The organism is Aquimarina spongiae (assembly GCF_900141785.1).
Taxonomy (GTDB): domain Bacteria; phylum Bacteroidota; class Bacteroidia; order Flavobacteriales; family Flavobacteriaceae; genus Aquimarina; species Aquimarina spongiae.
On record NZ_FQYP01000001.1, the window covers coordinates 689,558 to 704,009 of the forward strand.

Consider the following 14,452-nt stretch of genomic DNA (forward strand, 5'->3'; position numbering starts at 1 on the left):
AATGAAAAAAAACAATTTCATACTTATACTCATTGGGATATTAAACTTAACGGTTTACAACATTTGGAGTCAGCAATCGAATAGTAATCAAATATCTACTTCAGAGAATGCTTATTTAGGTCAACAACCACCAGGACTGACCCCAGAATTGTTTGCACCAGATATGATTTCTACAAAAGAACACCTCGAGATCGAAGGGGTATTTGCACCTGGGATGAAAGAGTTTTATTTTACAAGACAGGTGCAGGGAGAAAAGCCTAAAACACATGTATTTCAATTAAAAAATAACACCTGGCAAGAATCTTATGCTATACCACGTACAGGCGAAGTTGCAATTTCTACTGATGGAAATACAATGTATTTGGGTAATGAATACAAAACTCGAAAAAACTCAGGGTGGTCTAACCAAAAAAGTCTGGGATCCTCTTTCAAAAAATACCCTATCATGCGGCTTACAGCTTCGTCAAAAAGCACTTATGTTTTTGATGAACGAGATACTATTGGTACTATCCGATACTCTAGATTGGTCAATGGTAAGCGAGAAACCCCCAGGACATTTACAAAGGAAATTAATACCGGAACTTGGGTAGCACATCCCTTTATTGCACCTGATGAAAGCTACATCATCTGGGATGCCGAGCGCAAAGGAGGATATGGCGATTCTGACCTATATATCAGTTTTCGTAAAAAAGATGGTGCATGGGGCCCTGCGATCAATATGGGTAAAGAGATTAACTCCAAATATGAAGATGCCTTTGGTAGTGTAACCCCAGATGGAAAATATTTCTTCTTTCATAGAGTACACATAAGTGAAGAAGGGTTTGCAAAAAGTCATGCCAATATCTATTGGGTAGATGCCAAGGTTATCGAAAATCTAAAAACCAAAGCTAAGGAACAACAACCTTCGAATAAGGGTACTGCAGCTATCCAAAACCCATATCTAGGTCAAAAACCACCAGGTAGAACTCCAGAACGTTTTGCTCCAGGAATCGTTGCTAAATTGAATTGGGAGTATGGAGGAACATTTACTCCCGATATGAAGGAGTTTTACTTTTTACGGGAAGTAGGGGAGAAAGAAGAGGATAAAAAAATGGAATTTGTGGTGTTTCAGTATAAAGACAATCAATGGGAAGAGTCTGTAATATCTCCCAGAGTTGGGCAACCTTTTATTGCTCCAGATGGCAGAACCATGCATTTAGGAAGAAGATATAAAGAGCGCACCGAGACTGGTGAATGGTCTGAGATTAAAAAACTGGGATCTCTCTTTGAAGAGATTAGAATCATGCGGCTCACGGCATCCTCAAAAGGCACCTATGTTTTTGATGAGGTAGGAATGCCAGGCGGAAATGGCATTATTAGATATTCCCGGTTAATTGATGGAAAACGCGAAGCTCCAAAACCATTTGAAAAACAGATTAATACCGGTAAGATGAATGCACATCCCTTTATCGCTCCAGACGAATCCTATATCCTTTGGGACGGAAGAAGAGAAAGTGGTTTTGGTAATTCTGACATCTATGTAAGTTTTAAACAACCTGATGGCTCATGGGGAGAAGCAATTAACCTGGGTGAAACCATCAACACTGAAGCTTGGGAAGCGGCGGCCAGTGTAACCCCAGATGGTAAATATTTGTTCTTTAATCGAAATGTGGGTAAAGTGAAAGCAACCGACAAATATGATAATATTGACATCTTCTGGGTAGATGCTCAGATTATCGAAAAACTAAGACCTAAATAGTATCTTTTGAATTGAAATAGTCTGTAGATGCACTTTCTACCGTAATATCCAGAACAGTTTAATGTGTGTTCTGGATATTACATGATACTTTTGATTTCTAAGAAGTTTAATTTTTTCTAACTCTTTGACCTTTTACCGGTTCAGAACGTTCTACAAATACATCATCTTCATAATAATTCAAAAATTGCGCAGGAAGCCCTAACCCTTCACGTAAAGGTTCTGAGGTTTGTTGCAAGTGATAATGCAAATGCGGTTCTGTAGAGGCACCGCTATTTCCTGCTTGCCCAATTTCTTGTCCTCTAGTTACCATATCTCCAACAGCAACGATAATTGACCCTTTTTTTAAATGTGCAAGTATAGAAGTCTCTCCGTTTAAATGATCGATAATAACATAATTCCCAACCTGAGTACGATTTACCGTGCCAGGTTCATTGTCTTCAACAGAGCTTTCAATCGCTACTACCTTGCCATCTCCCGGAGCGTTCAAACGCTTTCCAAAGCAAAAATAATCTTCATTTTTACTACCATCTCCTGAATAGCTTCTACGATTTTGTACAATCAATAGATCATAAGCATACCGCTCACTACGTGAAACAAAATGGTGGGCTCCATCGCCATGCGTTCTTCCGGCATTGACCGCAAACCATTCTTCTTCAAAAGGCAATTCTAATGTTGTAAGGGTTTGATAGTTAAGATAAACATCTTCATCCAGAGCCCCTTCATCTCCAATTAGGGTATCAGCACAAGATATAGGTGATACGATCAGAACGACAAATAAAGTATATGTAAGTAACTTCAAAAATTTCATAATGAATTAAAATTTAAAGTGAATACCAAGGTTAATTTGATGTTGTAGTTCTCTATATGCATTAAAAACCTGAAGCCTATCATAATTAAAAGTATAACCCGCTTTCAGATCAAAATGAGTAGAGATACTGTATTTATATTCGGTGACCCATAAGGCGCTTTGATATTTGTTTAATGAATAAAAGCTTTCTTCGAACGTAGAAGTTCTCCAAAGGATAACTGGGATCACTACTTTGGATGAAATGGACTGGTTATCATTTATCTGATAGGCAAATCGTCCTGCAACGCCCAATTTTTGCTGAACATCATATTGCCGCCAGTCGAAATAAGAAGCTATATTGGTTTGTGTTTGTAACCCCACATGTGCTTTAAACTTCTCATTTTTATAAACTTGTTTCAACGTACTTATATTCAACACTAGTTTAGCATATTGAGGGTTCGCCTCTGGAATGATATTCGTTTCTAATTCAGAATTTAAATAATCGAGTTGTACTTCAAACAGCTTTTCCTTTTTGGTAATACGGGTATATTTAAGTTGATAATTCAAAGCATTATATTCATAACGTTGAACCGGGGCAAAGGCCAGATTTGTTAAGTATCCAAGAGTATATCCCGTAGCGAGTTCTAGTGTATTCTTTAGAGCGTTATTTTCTTCCTGAGAGAAAACAGTGGAGATAGAAAACGTAACCATCAAAATCAAGAAGACGATTCTTTTATTCATAAATTAAAGGTTGAATGCGTATAGAGAAAGATCGCTGTACCTATATTACAGTTCTTTGCAGATCAAAACACGCTACTTTTGAAAACAAAGCAATTGAAAAAATACCATTGAAAAATAAGTATTTGATCATCGTCGCATATTCGATGATCAACGTTGAAATCATCAATTCAACAAATAAATTTTGTCGTTCTTTGTTGAAAACAATACAATGAATGCTTCAAGAATAAGACTATACATCGGGCATATTGCATTCTGGTCACTCAACTATTGGTTTGTTATTTTTGGGTCAGCATTCAACTGGAACGGTTTTAGCTATAGTGATGGTAGCTTAGCTTACGCATACGCCTATGGACTTTTCTTTAATGCGTTATTGTTTTATGCTCAAGCTTTTTTATTCCTCAGCATATATAAACACCACAAAAAAATAATATTTTATCTGGCAAGCTTTGCTATCATAAGCTTAGTTACGGTAATCGAAACGTATTTAGATTTTTTGGTCTATGACCTGTATCACATTACTGGCGAAGTAATATCAGGAAGTTTGACTACCAATTTTATTGTACATGCTTTATACAGCGCAGCAGGTTTTTACTACATCATAAAGTTTGAATACCGAAAATCAGAAAAGGTCAAACAAAAGCTGATCGAGGAGACCTACAAGTCAGAATTAAAATATCTAAAAGCACAGCTAAACCCTCATTTTTTATTTAATGGCATCAATAGTGTTTACCATCTGATAGGTAAAGATGATACTTTGGCAAAAGAAACTCTGCTACAATTTTCGGGCTTATTACGGTATCAACTATACGAAAGTAACGCACATATTCCTTTAGAAAAAGAACTAGATTATATACAGAAGTATATAAAAATAGAAGAGACTCGTAAAGGCGGAGACATCAACTTAATTTATGATATTCAATTCGAAAACGCCGAACTAAAAATTGCACCTCTATTATTAATCCCTTTTATTGAAAACGCTTTTAAACATTGCAGCAATCATATTGACAGCAATGCCAATAGTATTGAGATTCAAATTAAAGAGCAGGAAAAGCGGCTTAGTATGAAAGTGATCAATAGTTATGATGATATATCTATAACCAAAAATGGGGTAGGAGGTATAGGGTTACAAAATGTGCAAAAACGTTTATCTTTAGTATATCCGGATCAACATCATTTAAGTATTCAAAAAGAGAATGCTCAACATATGGTTAATCTTTCTATTCGATTATAACAAGTAAAATGAAACCTCTTAATTGCATAATTATAGATGATGAACCTATTGCCAGAGAAGGCATTGCCGAGTATTGTAATCAGATTGAATCGGTACATGTGATTGCACTATGCAAGAATGTATTGCAAGCCAATCACTACTTAGAACAACATAAAATTGATGTAATATTTCTGGATATCAATATGCCTTTGGTTTCGGGTATGGATTGGTTAAAAGGGTTACAAAATTCTCCTTCGGTCATCATGACTACTGCATATGAAGAATATGCGCTGGAAAGTTTCTCATATAATGTCTTGGACTATCTGGTAAAGCCCATTTCTTTCGAACGATTTTTGCAGGCAGTAAACAAAGTATATCACTATCTCGGAGATACCTCTATGGATAATGTGCTTTTTGTAAAAAGTGACAAACAGCTTAAAAAGATTGCCCTAGCAGACATTCAATTTGTAGAAGCCATGCAAAACTACATCAAAGTTATAACAACAAAAGAAACTGTAGTTACCAATACTTCTCTAAAAGCTTTTAAAGAACTACTTCCTGAAGAAGCCTTTATACAAACACATAAATCATTTATTGTGTCTAAATATAAGGTAGACAAAATTGCAGATAACCAAATTTGTATTGGAACGTATCACATTCCCATTAGTGTACGACTCAAAAAGGCGGTTTTGGATCAATTTTAAGCTTAGTAATAATACCATCATATCCAGCAACATATACGAAACCATTGATGAGTTTTATATCCTGTAGAAAGTTTTTTGCGCCAAATACCTCTGTTGTTTCTTTAGTTTTTTCATCAAATGAAATGATCTTATTACTCTCACCACAACTAATGATGTGCTGATTGTAATAAACAATTGAACGTATAATATCACTATGTACCTTTGTTTTGATAATCTTTTTGGTTTCCAAAGATAATTCTATCAAAGTACCATCTTTTGCCCCAGCAAGAATAACATTTCTTTTTTCGGTATTGATACAAAATAAGGGTTGATCATGTGTATATAAGCATTTGGTTTTCCTGGAATATATATTAGTGATACAAATATTCCCGTTTTCGCAACAACTTATAGCATTATTTCCGACAATAGAAAGCCCCCAAACCCAATGATGATGTACTGGTATGGTTTCAATAATCTGCAAATTAGTATCCAAAACATACATTTTTCCACTAGTCCCAACTGCTATAATTAATTCATCCTTGAAGTTTGTTATATTCAGAATCATCTCGTCAAGATGAGTAACAGCCAATACTTCACCGGATAAGTGCCATTTTTTAACAGTAAAATCCCTGGAACAAGATACGAACTCATGCATTTGGCAAAGTGATATCATCTTGATCACCGATTTTGAATGAATCTCAATAGTGTTTAAAAGCTCAAGATTAGTATTCCAGTGTTTTATTTTTGTATCTCTACCACCACTTAAGAACTGGTTGTCATTCAGCTGTAGTAAATTCCAAATATACCCTTGATGATTAGTACTAGCTGCATTACTTTGAACCATAACATCTGATCGCAAAATGTATTTGTTGCCCTTAATAACTCTAGCTCCTGTATGCCATATTTGATGATCGAAAATCACTAATTTACCTTTTTTAGGAACAATAGTTTTTACTGGAAACTGTGCATTTTTTGATGTGTAAAACTCGGTTGCTCCAGCTTTAAAACAGCTATTATCATTAAGATACAACAGAAATGTAAACTTGGACTCATGGTTTGAATTTGGATAGTACACCCCGTCCTGATGTCGTGAAAACAGTTGATCTTTTTGGTATCTGCAGAATCTGATTTTTTCATTAACACCAGTAATTTGTCCTTTCAAATCAAGAATTTGACGCTGTGTTAACTTTTCAAATAGATAATCAGATAACACATTATTATTCTCTACCAAACGATCATTATTTCTGTAATAATTTGGATAGTGACTTATAGCTTTTTCAAATTTCTGTATTCTTGAATTCAAGATGTTATCCACATCTATATCAGACAAAAAATCTTCAATCTCTATAAGTGTTAAATCATTTATTTTGGTGGTTGCATGCATATAAAGGATCTATACGTTTTCCTTAAACAAAGGTCATAGAACTAAAACAGATATGCATTGATGTATGGTAAGATCTACTTATTAACGACAGTTTTTCGGATTCTACTCAGAGATTCTGGTGTAACTCCCAAGTACGAAGCAATATAGTGATGTGGAATTCTATTGAGTAAATCGGGGTATAATTTTATAAAACTTTCGTAACGATTTGAAGCATTTTGATGTTGTAAGGATTCTATTCGTTCTATAGCTAGGAGATAATTGAACTCTGCCATTAGTCGTCCAAAAGTATTGAAGGCTTCGCTTTGAGTATACAACCATTTCCAATAGGAATATTTGACAGAGATCAACCTACCAGGTACAATACATTCTATAATTTCTTTACTAGGATGTCCTTTTAGTAAGCTGGCAAATGAAGCTACCAACAAATTTCGTGAATCGTAATTAAAATAACTTGTAATCTCTTTACCGTCTTTTATTTGGTATACGCGATAAACACCCGAAATAACAAATTTTAAGGATGTACATATTTGTTCTTGTTTCAGGATAAGATCACCTTTGTCATACTTTTCAACAGATAGTTCAGACTGTAAAAGATTGATATCTGTTTCCGATAGTGGTACCCAATTGCTAATAAAAGCTATTAATTTTTGATATTCTTCTGGTTGCTTCATAAACATCATAAAGCTACAAAGTTTATATCAATTTTATAACAGTTGCGAATTATTCACAATCCCAAATTTTTCCTAAAGCTAGAGGAGTTCATTTCATTATTCCTATATTTAAAACCATAAACAATACCGAAACACACCATCATATTGTTTCAAACACTTTGGCTTACAAATTAGGAGGATATTCCACAAAAATGAAATTGAAACTTTTATTTTTCATGAGTGCATTGATTAACTTCAGACAGCCGATCAATTCTAAAGGTCTTCAAACATGCTTCCAAAATTTGTTTCTAAGTCAGCTACCTAAAACATCCATTATTTTCTAATCCATTGTATTGATATGAATTTCAGTCTAAATTCACAATTACTGTTTTTATCATTTTTTATCTCAACAATACCCCTATTATCACAAGATTTTGGAGCCCTGCAGTATCGAACCGTAGGCCCTGCCCGTGGGGGTCGTGTAACCACAGTAACGGGAGTAGCCATGCAACCCGGTACTTTTTACCTGGGAGCTTCTGGTGGGGGAGTTTGGAAATCTGAAGATTATGGAACGACCTGGAACAATGTCTCTGATGGGTTCTTTGACACACCATCAATAGGAGCGATTCAAGTAGCCGAAAACGATCCAAACATTGTATATGTGGGAACAGGTTCTGACGGATTACGAAGTAATGTCATAAGTGGAAAAGGAGTCTACAAATCTATCGATGCTGGTAAAACCTGGGAACATATCGGACTTAAAAATGTAGGACAAATTGGCGCTGTAGAAATTGATCCTACGAATAGTAATGTGGTTTGGGTGGCTGCTATAGGAAATACGTTCAAAAGCAACCCAGAACGAGGCGTCTTTAAAACTACTGATGGAGGAAAAAACTGGGAAAAAGTATTATCTATTTCCGATAAGGTGGGCTTTTCGGATATTGAATTGCTACCGGGAAACCCCAATGTTATTTATGCTGCCGCATGGAAGGCTGAGCGTAAGCCATGGACCATTATATCAGGTGGGTCTGCAGATGAAGGGGGTATATACAAATCCATTAACGGAGGAAAAGATTGGATCAAACTGAAAAACGGATTGCCAAAGGGCACCATAGGTAAGATTGATCTCGCCGTTTCTGCTGCCAATTCGAGTATGCTTTATGCCATTATTGAAGCTCCCAAAGGCGAGCAAGGATTGTATAAATCTATTGATCAAGGAAAGTCGTTTGCGCATGTTTCGAAAGACAAGCGCTTGGTGAATCGACCATTTTATTACACCAATGTAGAATTAGACCCTACAAACCCTGATGTTATATATTCTAACGCCAATCCATTGATCAAATCAGAAGATGGCGGTAAAACCTGGAAGGAAATGAAAGTACCTCATGGGGACAATCATGACATTTGGTTAAATCCCAATAACCCGCAACTCCTAATCCAGGCTAATGATGGTGGGGCCAATGTTAGTTTTAATGGAGGTAAGAGCTGGTCCACTCAGTTCAACCAACCTACGGCAGAACTTTATCAAGTAGAAGTAGATGACCAATATCCCTATTGGTTGTATGCGGGTCAACAAGACAATTATACTACCATTGCCATACCTAGTTTTCCACCAAGTGCGGTGCAAAGCGTTGGGTCTGCATGGGTGATCAATACAGGTGGTTGCGAAACTGGACCGGCCGTTCCAAAACCAGGTAATCACAATATTGTATATGCCAATTGCAAAGGACGATTCGGTGTTTTCAACAAGCTTACTGGGGTAGAGAAAAGCCATTATGTAGGAGCAAGTAATATATACGGGCATAACCCCAAGGATTTGAAATATCGTTTTCAAAGAGTGGCACCAATACATGTTTCACCACATAATCCAGATGTCGTCTATCACGGATCCCAATTCTTGCACAAAACGGATTCTGATGGATATTCCTGGGAAACCATTTCTCCAGATTTAACAGCTTTCGAACAGGATAAACAGGTCATTTCAGGAAGTCCTATAACCCGAGATATCACCGGAGAAGAATATTACAGTACATTATACTCGATAAGAGAGTCGACTCTACAAGAAGGTTTGATTTGGACGGGATCTAATGATGGAGTGGTTTTCATCACCAAAGATGGAGGCAAAACATGGAAAAATGTAACTCCAAAAAAACTACCGAAAGGGGGCAGGGTAGAATCTATTGCACCCTCGCATCATGATGTAGCCACTGCTTATATTGCTGTAGACAGGCATTTATTGGGAGATTCTCGACCTTATCTTTATAAAACCACAGATTATGGTGCTAATTGGACCTTATTGAGTACGGCTTCCAACGGAATCCCAAGTGATTATACCACTCGTGTCTTGCGGGAAGATCCTATACAACAAGGATTATTGTATGCGGGTACAGAATATGGGATGTTTGTTTCATTCAATGATGGGACTACTTGGCAATCGTTTCAACAAAATCTACCGGTTACTCCAATCACCGATATAAAAATATTTAGAGGGGATTTGGTGTTAAGCACTATGGGACGTGGATTTTGGATATTGGATAATATTACCACTTTACGAGATAAAGCCATACAAAATCTAGCGTCGTCGCCCCATCTTTTTAAACCGGACACAACAATACGCTATCGTTATCCAAAAATTCGTGCCGGCAACAGCTTTCCTAAATATCCGAGAACTACGGTCTATATGGATTATTATTTACCTGAGGCCACCAAAGGTTTGAAGCTAGAGATCTTTAATGATAAAAACGAACCGCTTATTACCATGTTAAGTGATAGTACTCAATTAAAATCTTCAGTTAAAGAGGTTGAGGATATGAATTTGAGTACCACTTTTCGATACGTTAATCAAAAACTAAAAGCCAAGAAAGGTCTAAATCGTTTTGAATGGGGCCTGCATAAAAAAGGACCCTGGCATAAAGACCAAAAGAAACGCTACAAAAACGGACCAATGGTGCTCCCGGGAAACTATACGGTTAAACTTACCGTAGGAGATAAGACCATGGAACAAGATTTTGTAGTGTTGGTGGATCCTCGCGTAAAAGCAGATGGAATAACCAAAGAGATACTTCAAAAACAACACGAAATGCAAGAAAAAGTGATCGCGTTGCTCACTGAAGCCCGTCTGCTACAAGATCGCTTAGAAAAAGAAGTCAAAAAGCTAGAAACCAAAGATCAAAAAACAGATAGGAATCAATTGGAAAGCCTAAAAAAAGCTTTACAACAGCTTAAGAATGAAAAAGGAGCCTATCCACAACAAATGTTAGTATCACAGATATCCTATATCTACAACATGGTAAATGGCGCTGATCAAATTATCGGAAAAGATGTGGTGGAGCGTTATCAAGAATTGATGACAGATTTTACAGCTATTAAAAACAGGGTGCAGCTATAGTTACAACTTCGCCAAATCCTCCAACTTTTCTGAAACAATAACTTTGTACATGGCGCTCACGGGAACTTTGGTATCCTCAATTAATAAATGGGTGCGGGTGGCTTTGGTTACCCGTTCCAAATTGGCAATATAGGATTTATGAGTACGCTGAAAATTCTCTGATAATAGGGTAGTGATATTGATTAAGGTTTCTGAAATCAGGTACATTCTGGTATCCGTAAAGATCTTCAAGTAATTTCCAAAACTTTGGATATACAAAATAGAAGTAAAAGGAATATTTACAGGCATCCCATCATGTTTGATCTGTAACTCTTCTTTTGTGCTATGTTGTTTCGGTGCCGAAATGGTTGACACTGTGACCTTGTTAATGGCTTTCAAAAAACGTTCGATCTTTATAGGTTTTAATAAATAATCTACCACACCATAATTATAACTTTCCAGCGCATATTCAGAATAAGCTGTCGTTAAGATCACCTTAGGCGGACGTACCATGGCATTCAATATTTCCATCCCATTCAACTCTGGCATTTCAATATCCAAAAAAATAAGATCTACTTCATTATGCTGGGCAAAGTTGATAAACTCCAAGGGATTACCTGTGCTGAGTACAATTTCAAAATTGTTGATTTTAGAACAATACTCTTCCAACACTTTGCGCGCTAGTATTTCGTCATCTATGATCCCTATTTTCATCATAAAGCAGTTTTTGGTTAAGGAGCTTTTAAATCGATAGCTAAATTTACACGATATTTTTTTTCTTGATCCTCAATATCTAATGTATGATCGGGATACAATAGCTGTAAACGCCGTTTTACATTCTCAAGTCCAGTTCCTTCTCTTTTGGATGCCGTAACCGTAGTAGGTTTTGAATTGACCACACAAAAATTAAGTGTAGTACCCTTAATCGTAGTAGTAATATCGATAGTACTCTGGTCGTTTGTGCTTTGGGCACCATGTTTGACTGCGTTTTCTACAAAAGGAATCAATAACATGGGGGCTATGGTAAAGTCTGACACTTGCCCCTCGATGACAAACTCTATCTTACAACGGGTGCTCAATCGCTTTTCTTCCAGTAACAAGTAGTTTTCTATAAATTCTAGTTCTTCTTTTAGTAAAACGGTGTCCTTTTTAGCACTCTCTAACTGATACCGCATCAATTCCGATAGCTGTATCACCACTTCAGGAGTTTCTGGGGATTGCTGACGAGATAGTGCATAAATACTGTTCAAGGAATTAAACAGAAAATGAGGATTGACCTGCTGTTTCAAATAATTGAGTTCGATCTCTTTTTGTAGTTTTTCCTTTTCACTTTTCTCTTTTTGAATGATGATACTTCTTCTTAAAAAGAAAGCCGCCATACCCGTTCCCGTAGTATAAATCAAAAAGAAAAACATCTTGTTAACGGTATGCCAACTGTATGCATGTCCTCGTATATATGCGCCTACAAATATGATCCCAATTACTAGAATAACGTATAACACATAGCGCCGCTTATCTAATAGAAAAGGGATAAAAATAAAATGGTTGATCCAGATAATCACCATAATGTACAAGGTATAGTTAAACCCATGCATATAAAAAGAATAGACGGTTTCAAAATTATCCCGGGATGCCCAGATACTTAATATTTCAAGGATACCCACCAGCAAAAAGGCGCCTGCATTAAGGAATATGGTATTCTTTATGGACCTGTTGAACATATGTGTTTTATTGAAAGGGTATAAAGATACTATCTATACGCAGCAGTTGCTATAATTTCTTACAAAAGCCATATATCAATGACAAAATGAGGTCATCACTTAATCCCTATGCTCATCCTATTTATGATATTACACATGGATTATGCTATACTTTTATTTCAACATTTAACTGAAACAAAACCTCCTGGGTTAGTAATTAATCGTTCCATAAAAAAATTAGTATATGAAAAATGTTTTCTCAGTTCTTTTAACCTTAATTCTTTTTCAATCATCTGCTCAAGAATCGAATACAGATACTACCATTGATATGATTAAAAAGGTAGAAACTGGACTCACAAATCAAGTACACATAGAGGGAGATTCCACCTGGTCTATAGAAGAGCGTATGAAACATTATGGTATTCTGGGTGTAAGTATAGCGGTTATTCATAATGGTGAAGTCGCATGGGCAAAAGGATACGGTGTACTAGATAAAGAAAGTAAAGTTCCTGTGACCGATAAAACGCTTTTTCAAGTATCAACCATTGGCATGTCTTTAACAGCTTATGCTGCATTACGTCTTGTCGACCAAGATAAAGTGACTTTAAATAAAGACATCAACAGTTATTTAAAATCCTGGAAATTGCCCGATAGTGAATTTACCAAAGAAAAGAAAGTGACCCTAAAAAACCTTTTGAGCCATTCTGCCGGAATAAATGTGCACGCTTTCCAGGGATATAGCACAGGTGAACCTGTACCCACACTTTTAGAGATATTAAATGGAACTTCCCCAGCCAATTCAAATCCTGTTATTGTAGACAAAGCAATTAATGAAAACCTTTGGATTTCAGCTGGTGGTTATACGATTATTCAACAAATGATGATGGACGTTGAAGGTAAAAAATTCCCAGACCTAATGAACGAATTAGTGCTCCAACCTTTAGAAATGAACAATAGCAGGTTTGATCAATCACTTAGCACAGCGCAATTAAAGACAGCAGCAACGGGTTATTTACGAGATGGTTCTATGGTAAAAGGTAAAAGGCATATCTACCCAGAATTAGCTTCAAACGGATTATGGACGACTGCAGAGGATCTTGCAAAATTTGTAATCAACATACAACAAACCCTAAAAGATAAGAGTAACAAAGGGTTATCAAAAGATATGGCAGAATTAATGCTTACCCCATCTTCAAAAAATCGTTATGGAAAATATGGATTGGGCTTTTTACTTTATGATAAGAAAGATGAACTCTACTTTGAGCACCACGGATGGAGTACAGGGTTTTATAGTAGGATGACTGCTCATAAAGACAATGGATATGGTGTAGTGGTGTTAACCAATACTCCGCTTCCTGCTTTTGTTTTTGAAGTGTTTCGTTCTGTCGCTCTTGCTTATAAATGGGATAATTATTTCCCAGTGTATAAAAAAATGGAAATTGAACAGTCTTTAGCTGATAAAATTACTGGGAGATATAGTAATAATGGTAGGGTTGTTCAAGTTTTTCAAAAAGAAAATCAACTGCTTTATAAAAATATAGTTGACTCGAAGGCAGAAGAACTTGTTAAAGTCTCAGATAGTAGTTTTGCGAGAAGAAATTCTAGTCGCATTATACAATTCAAACCAAATTCTGAAAATGAAATCCTCAATTTACTCTATATCAACAGTAACGATGGAACTATAGTATCAACTTTTGATAAGGCAGATGCCAATAAAAAAGAACCTGTAGAATTCCTTCTTGAAGGGAACTTTGACGAAGCCCTTAATGCATATAGGGCTTTAAAAAAACAAGATTCGACCTATCTTACTGTTACTGAAGATTATTTGAATGATCTAGGGCATCGTTTTTTGCGTGAGAATAGAATAAAGTTAGCACAAGATGCTTTCAAAGTGAATATAGTGCTTTATCCCTATAGTTTCGAAGTATATGAAAGTTATGCAGAAGCCTGCGCAAAAAATGGAGAAATTGATCTGGCTATTTTAAATTATACCAAATCATTGGAATTGAATCCTCAAAACAACAATACCCGACATAAAATTAAGGAGTTACAAAAAAGTGAATAAAACTAATTTTCATCTAAATTATATACACACTTACAAATCCCCTTAATTTCTTTACAAAAGCTATATATCAATGACGAAATGCTGTCATCATTTAATCGTTGCACTTATCCTGTTTATAGTGTGAAAG

The 14,452-nt window shown here is 36.1% G+C and carries 11 protein-coding genes; 5 read left to right on the forward strand and 6 right to left on the reverse strand.

Annotated features, from left to right (window positions below):
- Window position 1: 1 nt before the first annotated feature.
- Complete coding sequence (locus tag BUE24_RS24130) at window positions 2–1,738, forward strand: TolB-like translocation protein (protein ID WP_211483304.1); 1,737 nt, start codon at window positions 2–4, stop codon at window positions 1,736–1,738.
- A gap of 106 nt (window positions 1,739–1,844) precedes the next feature.
- Here the strand turns inward: BUE24_RS24130 and BUE24_RS03160 are convergent, their stop codons facing one another.
- Both BUE24_RS03160 and BUE24_RS03165 read right to left on the reverse strand, forming a co-directional pair.
- Complete coding sequence (locus tag BUE24_RS03160) at window positions 1,845–2,546, reverse strand: M23 family metallopeptidase (RefSeq protein ID WP_073313804.1); 702 nt, start codon at window positions 2,544–2,546, stop codon at window positions 1,845–1,847.
- Window positions 2,547–2,552: 6 nt separating this feature from the next.
- Window positions 2,553–3,266, reverse strand: a complete 714-nt coding sequence (locus BUE24_RS03165; protein ID WP_073313806.1) for a hypothetical protein — start codon at window positions 3,264–3,266, stop codon at window positions 2,553–2,555.
- A 208-nt stretch (window positions 3,267–3,474) separates the two neighbouring features.
- Between BUE24_RS03165 and BUE24_RS03170 the strand changes: the two genes are divergently transcribed.
- Window positions 3,475–4,497 (forward strand): sensor histidine kinase, encoded by a 1,023-nt coding sequence (locus BUE24_RS03170; RefSeq protein ID WP_073313808.1) that lies wholly within the window; start codon window positions 3,475–3,477, stop codon window positions 4,495–4,497.
- Between the two features lie 8 nt (window positions 4,498–4,505).
- Window positions 4,506–5,180, forward strand: coding sequence for a LytR/AlgR family response regulator transcription factor (locus BUE24_RS03175; RefSeq protein ID WP_073313810.1), 675 nt, complete (start codon window positions 4,506–4,508; stop codon window positions 5,178–5,180).
- Here BUE24_RS03175 and BUE24_RS03180 read toward each other — a convergent pair.
- Both BUE24_RS03180 and BUE24_RS03185 read right to left on the reverse strand, forming a co-directional pair.
- Entirely contained in the window at window positions 5,152–6,543 is a 1,392-nt protein-coding gene (locus tag BUE24_RS03180; RefSeq protein ID WP_073313812.1) for a 2OG-Fe(II) oxygenase, read from the reverse strand. The two genes, BUE24_RS03175 and BUE24_RS03180, sit on opposite strands and share 29 nt — an antisense overlap.
- A 74-nt stretch (window positions 6,544–6,617) precedes the next feature.
- Window positions 6,618–7,214: a Crp/Fnr family transcriptional regulator gene (locus tag BUE24_RS03185; RefSeq protein WP_170864540.1), complete on the reverse strand. Its 597-nt coding sequence runs from the start codon at window positions 7,212–7,214 to the stop codon at window positions 6,618–6,620.
- Between the two features lie 337 nt (window positions 7,215–7,551).
- Here BUE24_RS03185 and BUE24_RS03190 point away from each other — a divergent pair, with 337 nt between their 5' ends.
- Window positions 7,552–10,581: a WD40/YVTN/BNR-like repeat-containing protein gene (locus BUE24_RS03190; RefSeq protein WP_084549375.1), complete on the forward strand. Its 3,030-nt coding sequence runs from the start codon at window positions 7,552–7,554 to the stop codon at window positions 10,579–10,581.
- Here BUE24_RS03190 and BUE24_RS03195 read toward each other — a convergent pair whose 3' ends face one another.
- The gene (locus BUE24_RS03195) at window positions 10,582–11,277 is read right to left on the reverse strand and encodes a LytR/AlgR family response regulator transcription factor (protein ID WP_073313816.1); all 696 of its coding nucleotides are present in this window, start codon (window positions 11,275–11,277) and stop codon (window positions 10,582–10,584) included. It abuts the gene before it with no gap.
- 14 nt (window positions 11,278–11,291) lie between these two features.
- Window positions 11,292–12,281, reverse strand: a complete 990-nt coding sequence (locus tag BUE24_RS03200; protein WP_073313818.1) for a sensor histidine kinase — start codon at window positions 12,279–12,281, stop codon at window positions 11,292–11,294.
- Window positions 12,282–12,504: 223 nt separating this feature from the next.
- Here BUE24_RS03200 and BUE24_RS03205 point away from each other — a divergent pair, with 223 nt between their 5' ends.
- Window positions 12,505–14,325 (forward strand): serine hydrolase domain-containing protein, encoded by a 1,821-nt coding sequence (locus tag BUE24_RS03205; RefSeq protein WP_073313820.1) that lies wholly within the window; start codon window positions 12,505–12,507, stop codon window positions 14,323–14,325.
- Window positions 14,326–14,452: the final 127 nt, after the last annotated feature.

What these genes read in the sequence shown, in the direction of transcription:
- BUE24_RS24130 (WP_211483304.1), top strand. Translation starts at nt 2, where the DNA reads ATGAAAAAAAACAATTTCATACTTATACTCATTGGGATATTAAACTTA.
- BUE24_RS03160 (WP_073313804.1), bottom strand. Translation starts at nt 2,546, where the DNA reads ATGAAATTTTTGAAGTTACTTACATATACTTTATTTGTCGTTCTGATC.
- BUE24_RS03165 (WP_073313806.1), bottom strand. Translation starts at nt 3,266, where the DNA reads ATGAATAAAAGAATCGTCTTCTTGATTTTGATGGTTACGTTTTCTATC.
- BUE24_RS03170 (WP_073313808.1), top strand. Translation starts at nt 3,475, where the DNA reads ATGAATGCTTCAAGAATAAGACTATACATCGGGCATATTGCATTCTGG.
- BUE24_RS03175 (WP_073313810.1), top strand. Translation starts at nt 4,506, where the DNA reads ATGAAACCTCTTAATTGCATAATTATAGATGATGAACCTATTGCCAGA.
- BUE24_RS03180 (WP_073313812.1), bottom strand. Translation starts at nt 6,543, where the DNA reads ATGCATGCAACCACCAAAATAAATGATTTAACACTTATAGAGATTGAA.
- BUE24_RS03185 (WP_170864540.1), bottom strand. Translation starts at nt 7,214, where the DNA reads ATGAAGCAACCAGAAGAATATCAAAAATTAATAGCTTTTATTAGCAAT.
- BUE24_RS03190 (WP_084549375.1), top strand. Translation starts at nt 7,552, where the DNA reads ATGAATTTCAGTCTAAATTCACAATTACTGTTTTTATCATTTTTTATC.
- BUE24_RS03195 (WP_073313816.1), bottom strand. Translation starts at nt 11,277, where the DNA reads ATGATGAAAATAGGGATCATAGATGACGAAATACTAGCGCGCAAAGTG.
- BUE24_RS03200 (WP_073313818.1), bottom strand. Translation starts at nt 12,281, where the DNA reads ATGTTCAACAGGTCCATAAAGAATACCATATTCCTTAATGCAGGCGCC.
- BUE24_RS03205 (WP_073313820.1), top strand. Translation starts at nt 12,505, where the DNA reads ATGAAAAATGTTTTCTCAGTTCTTTTAACCTTAATTCTTTTTCAATCA.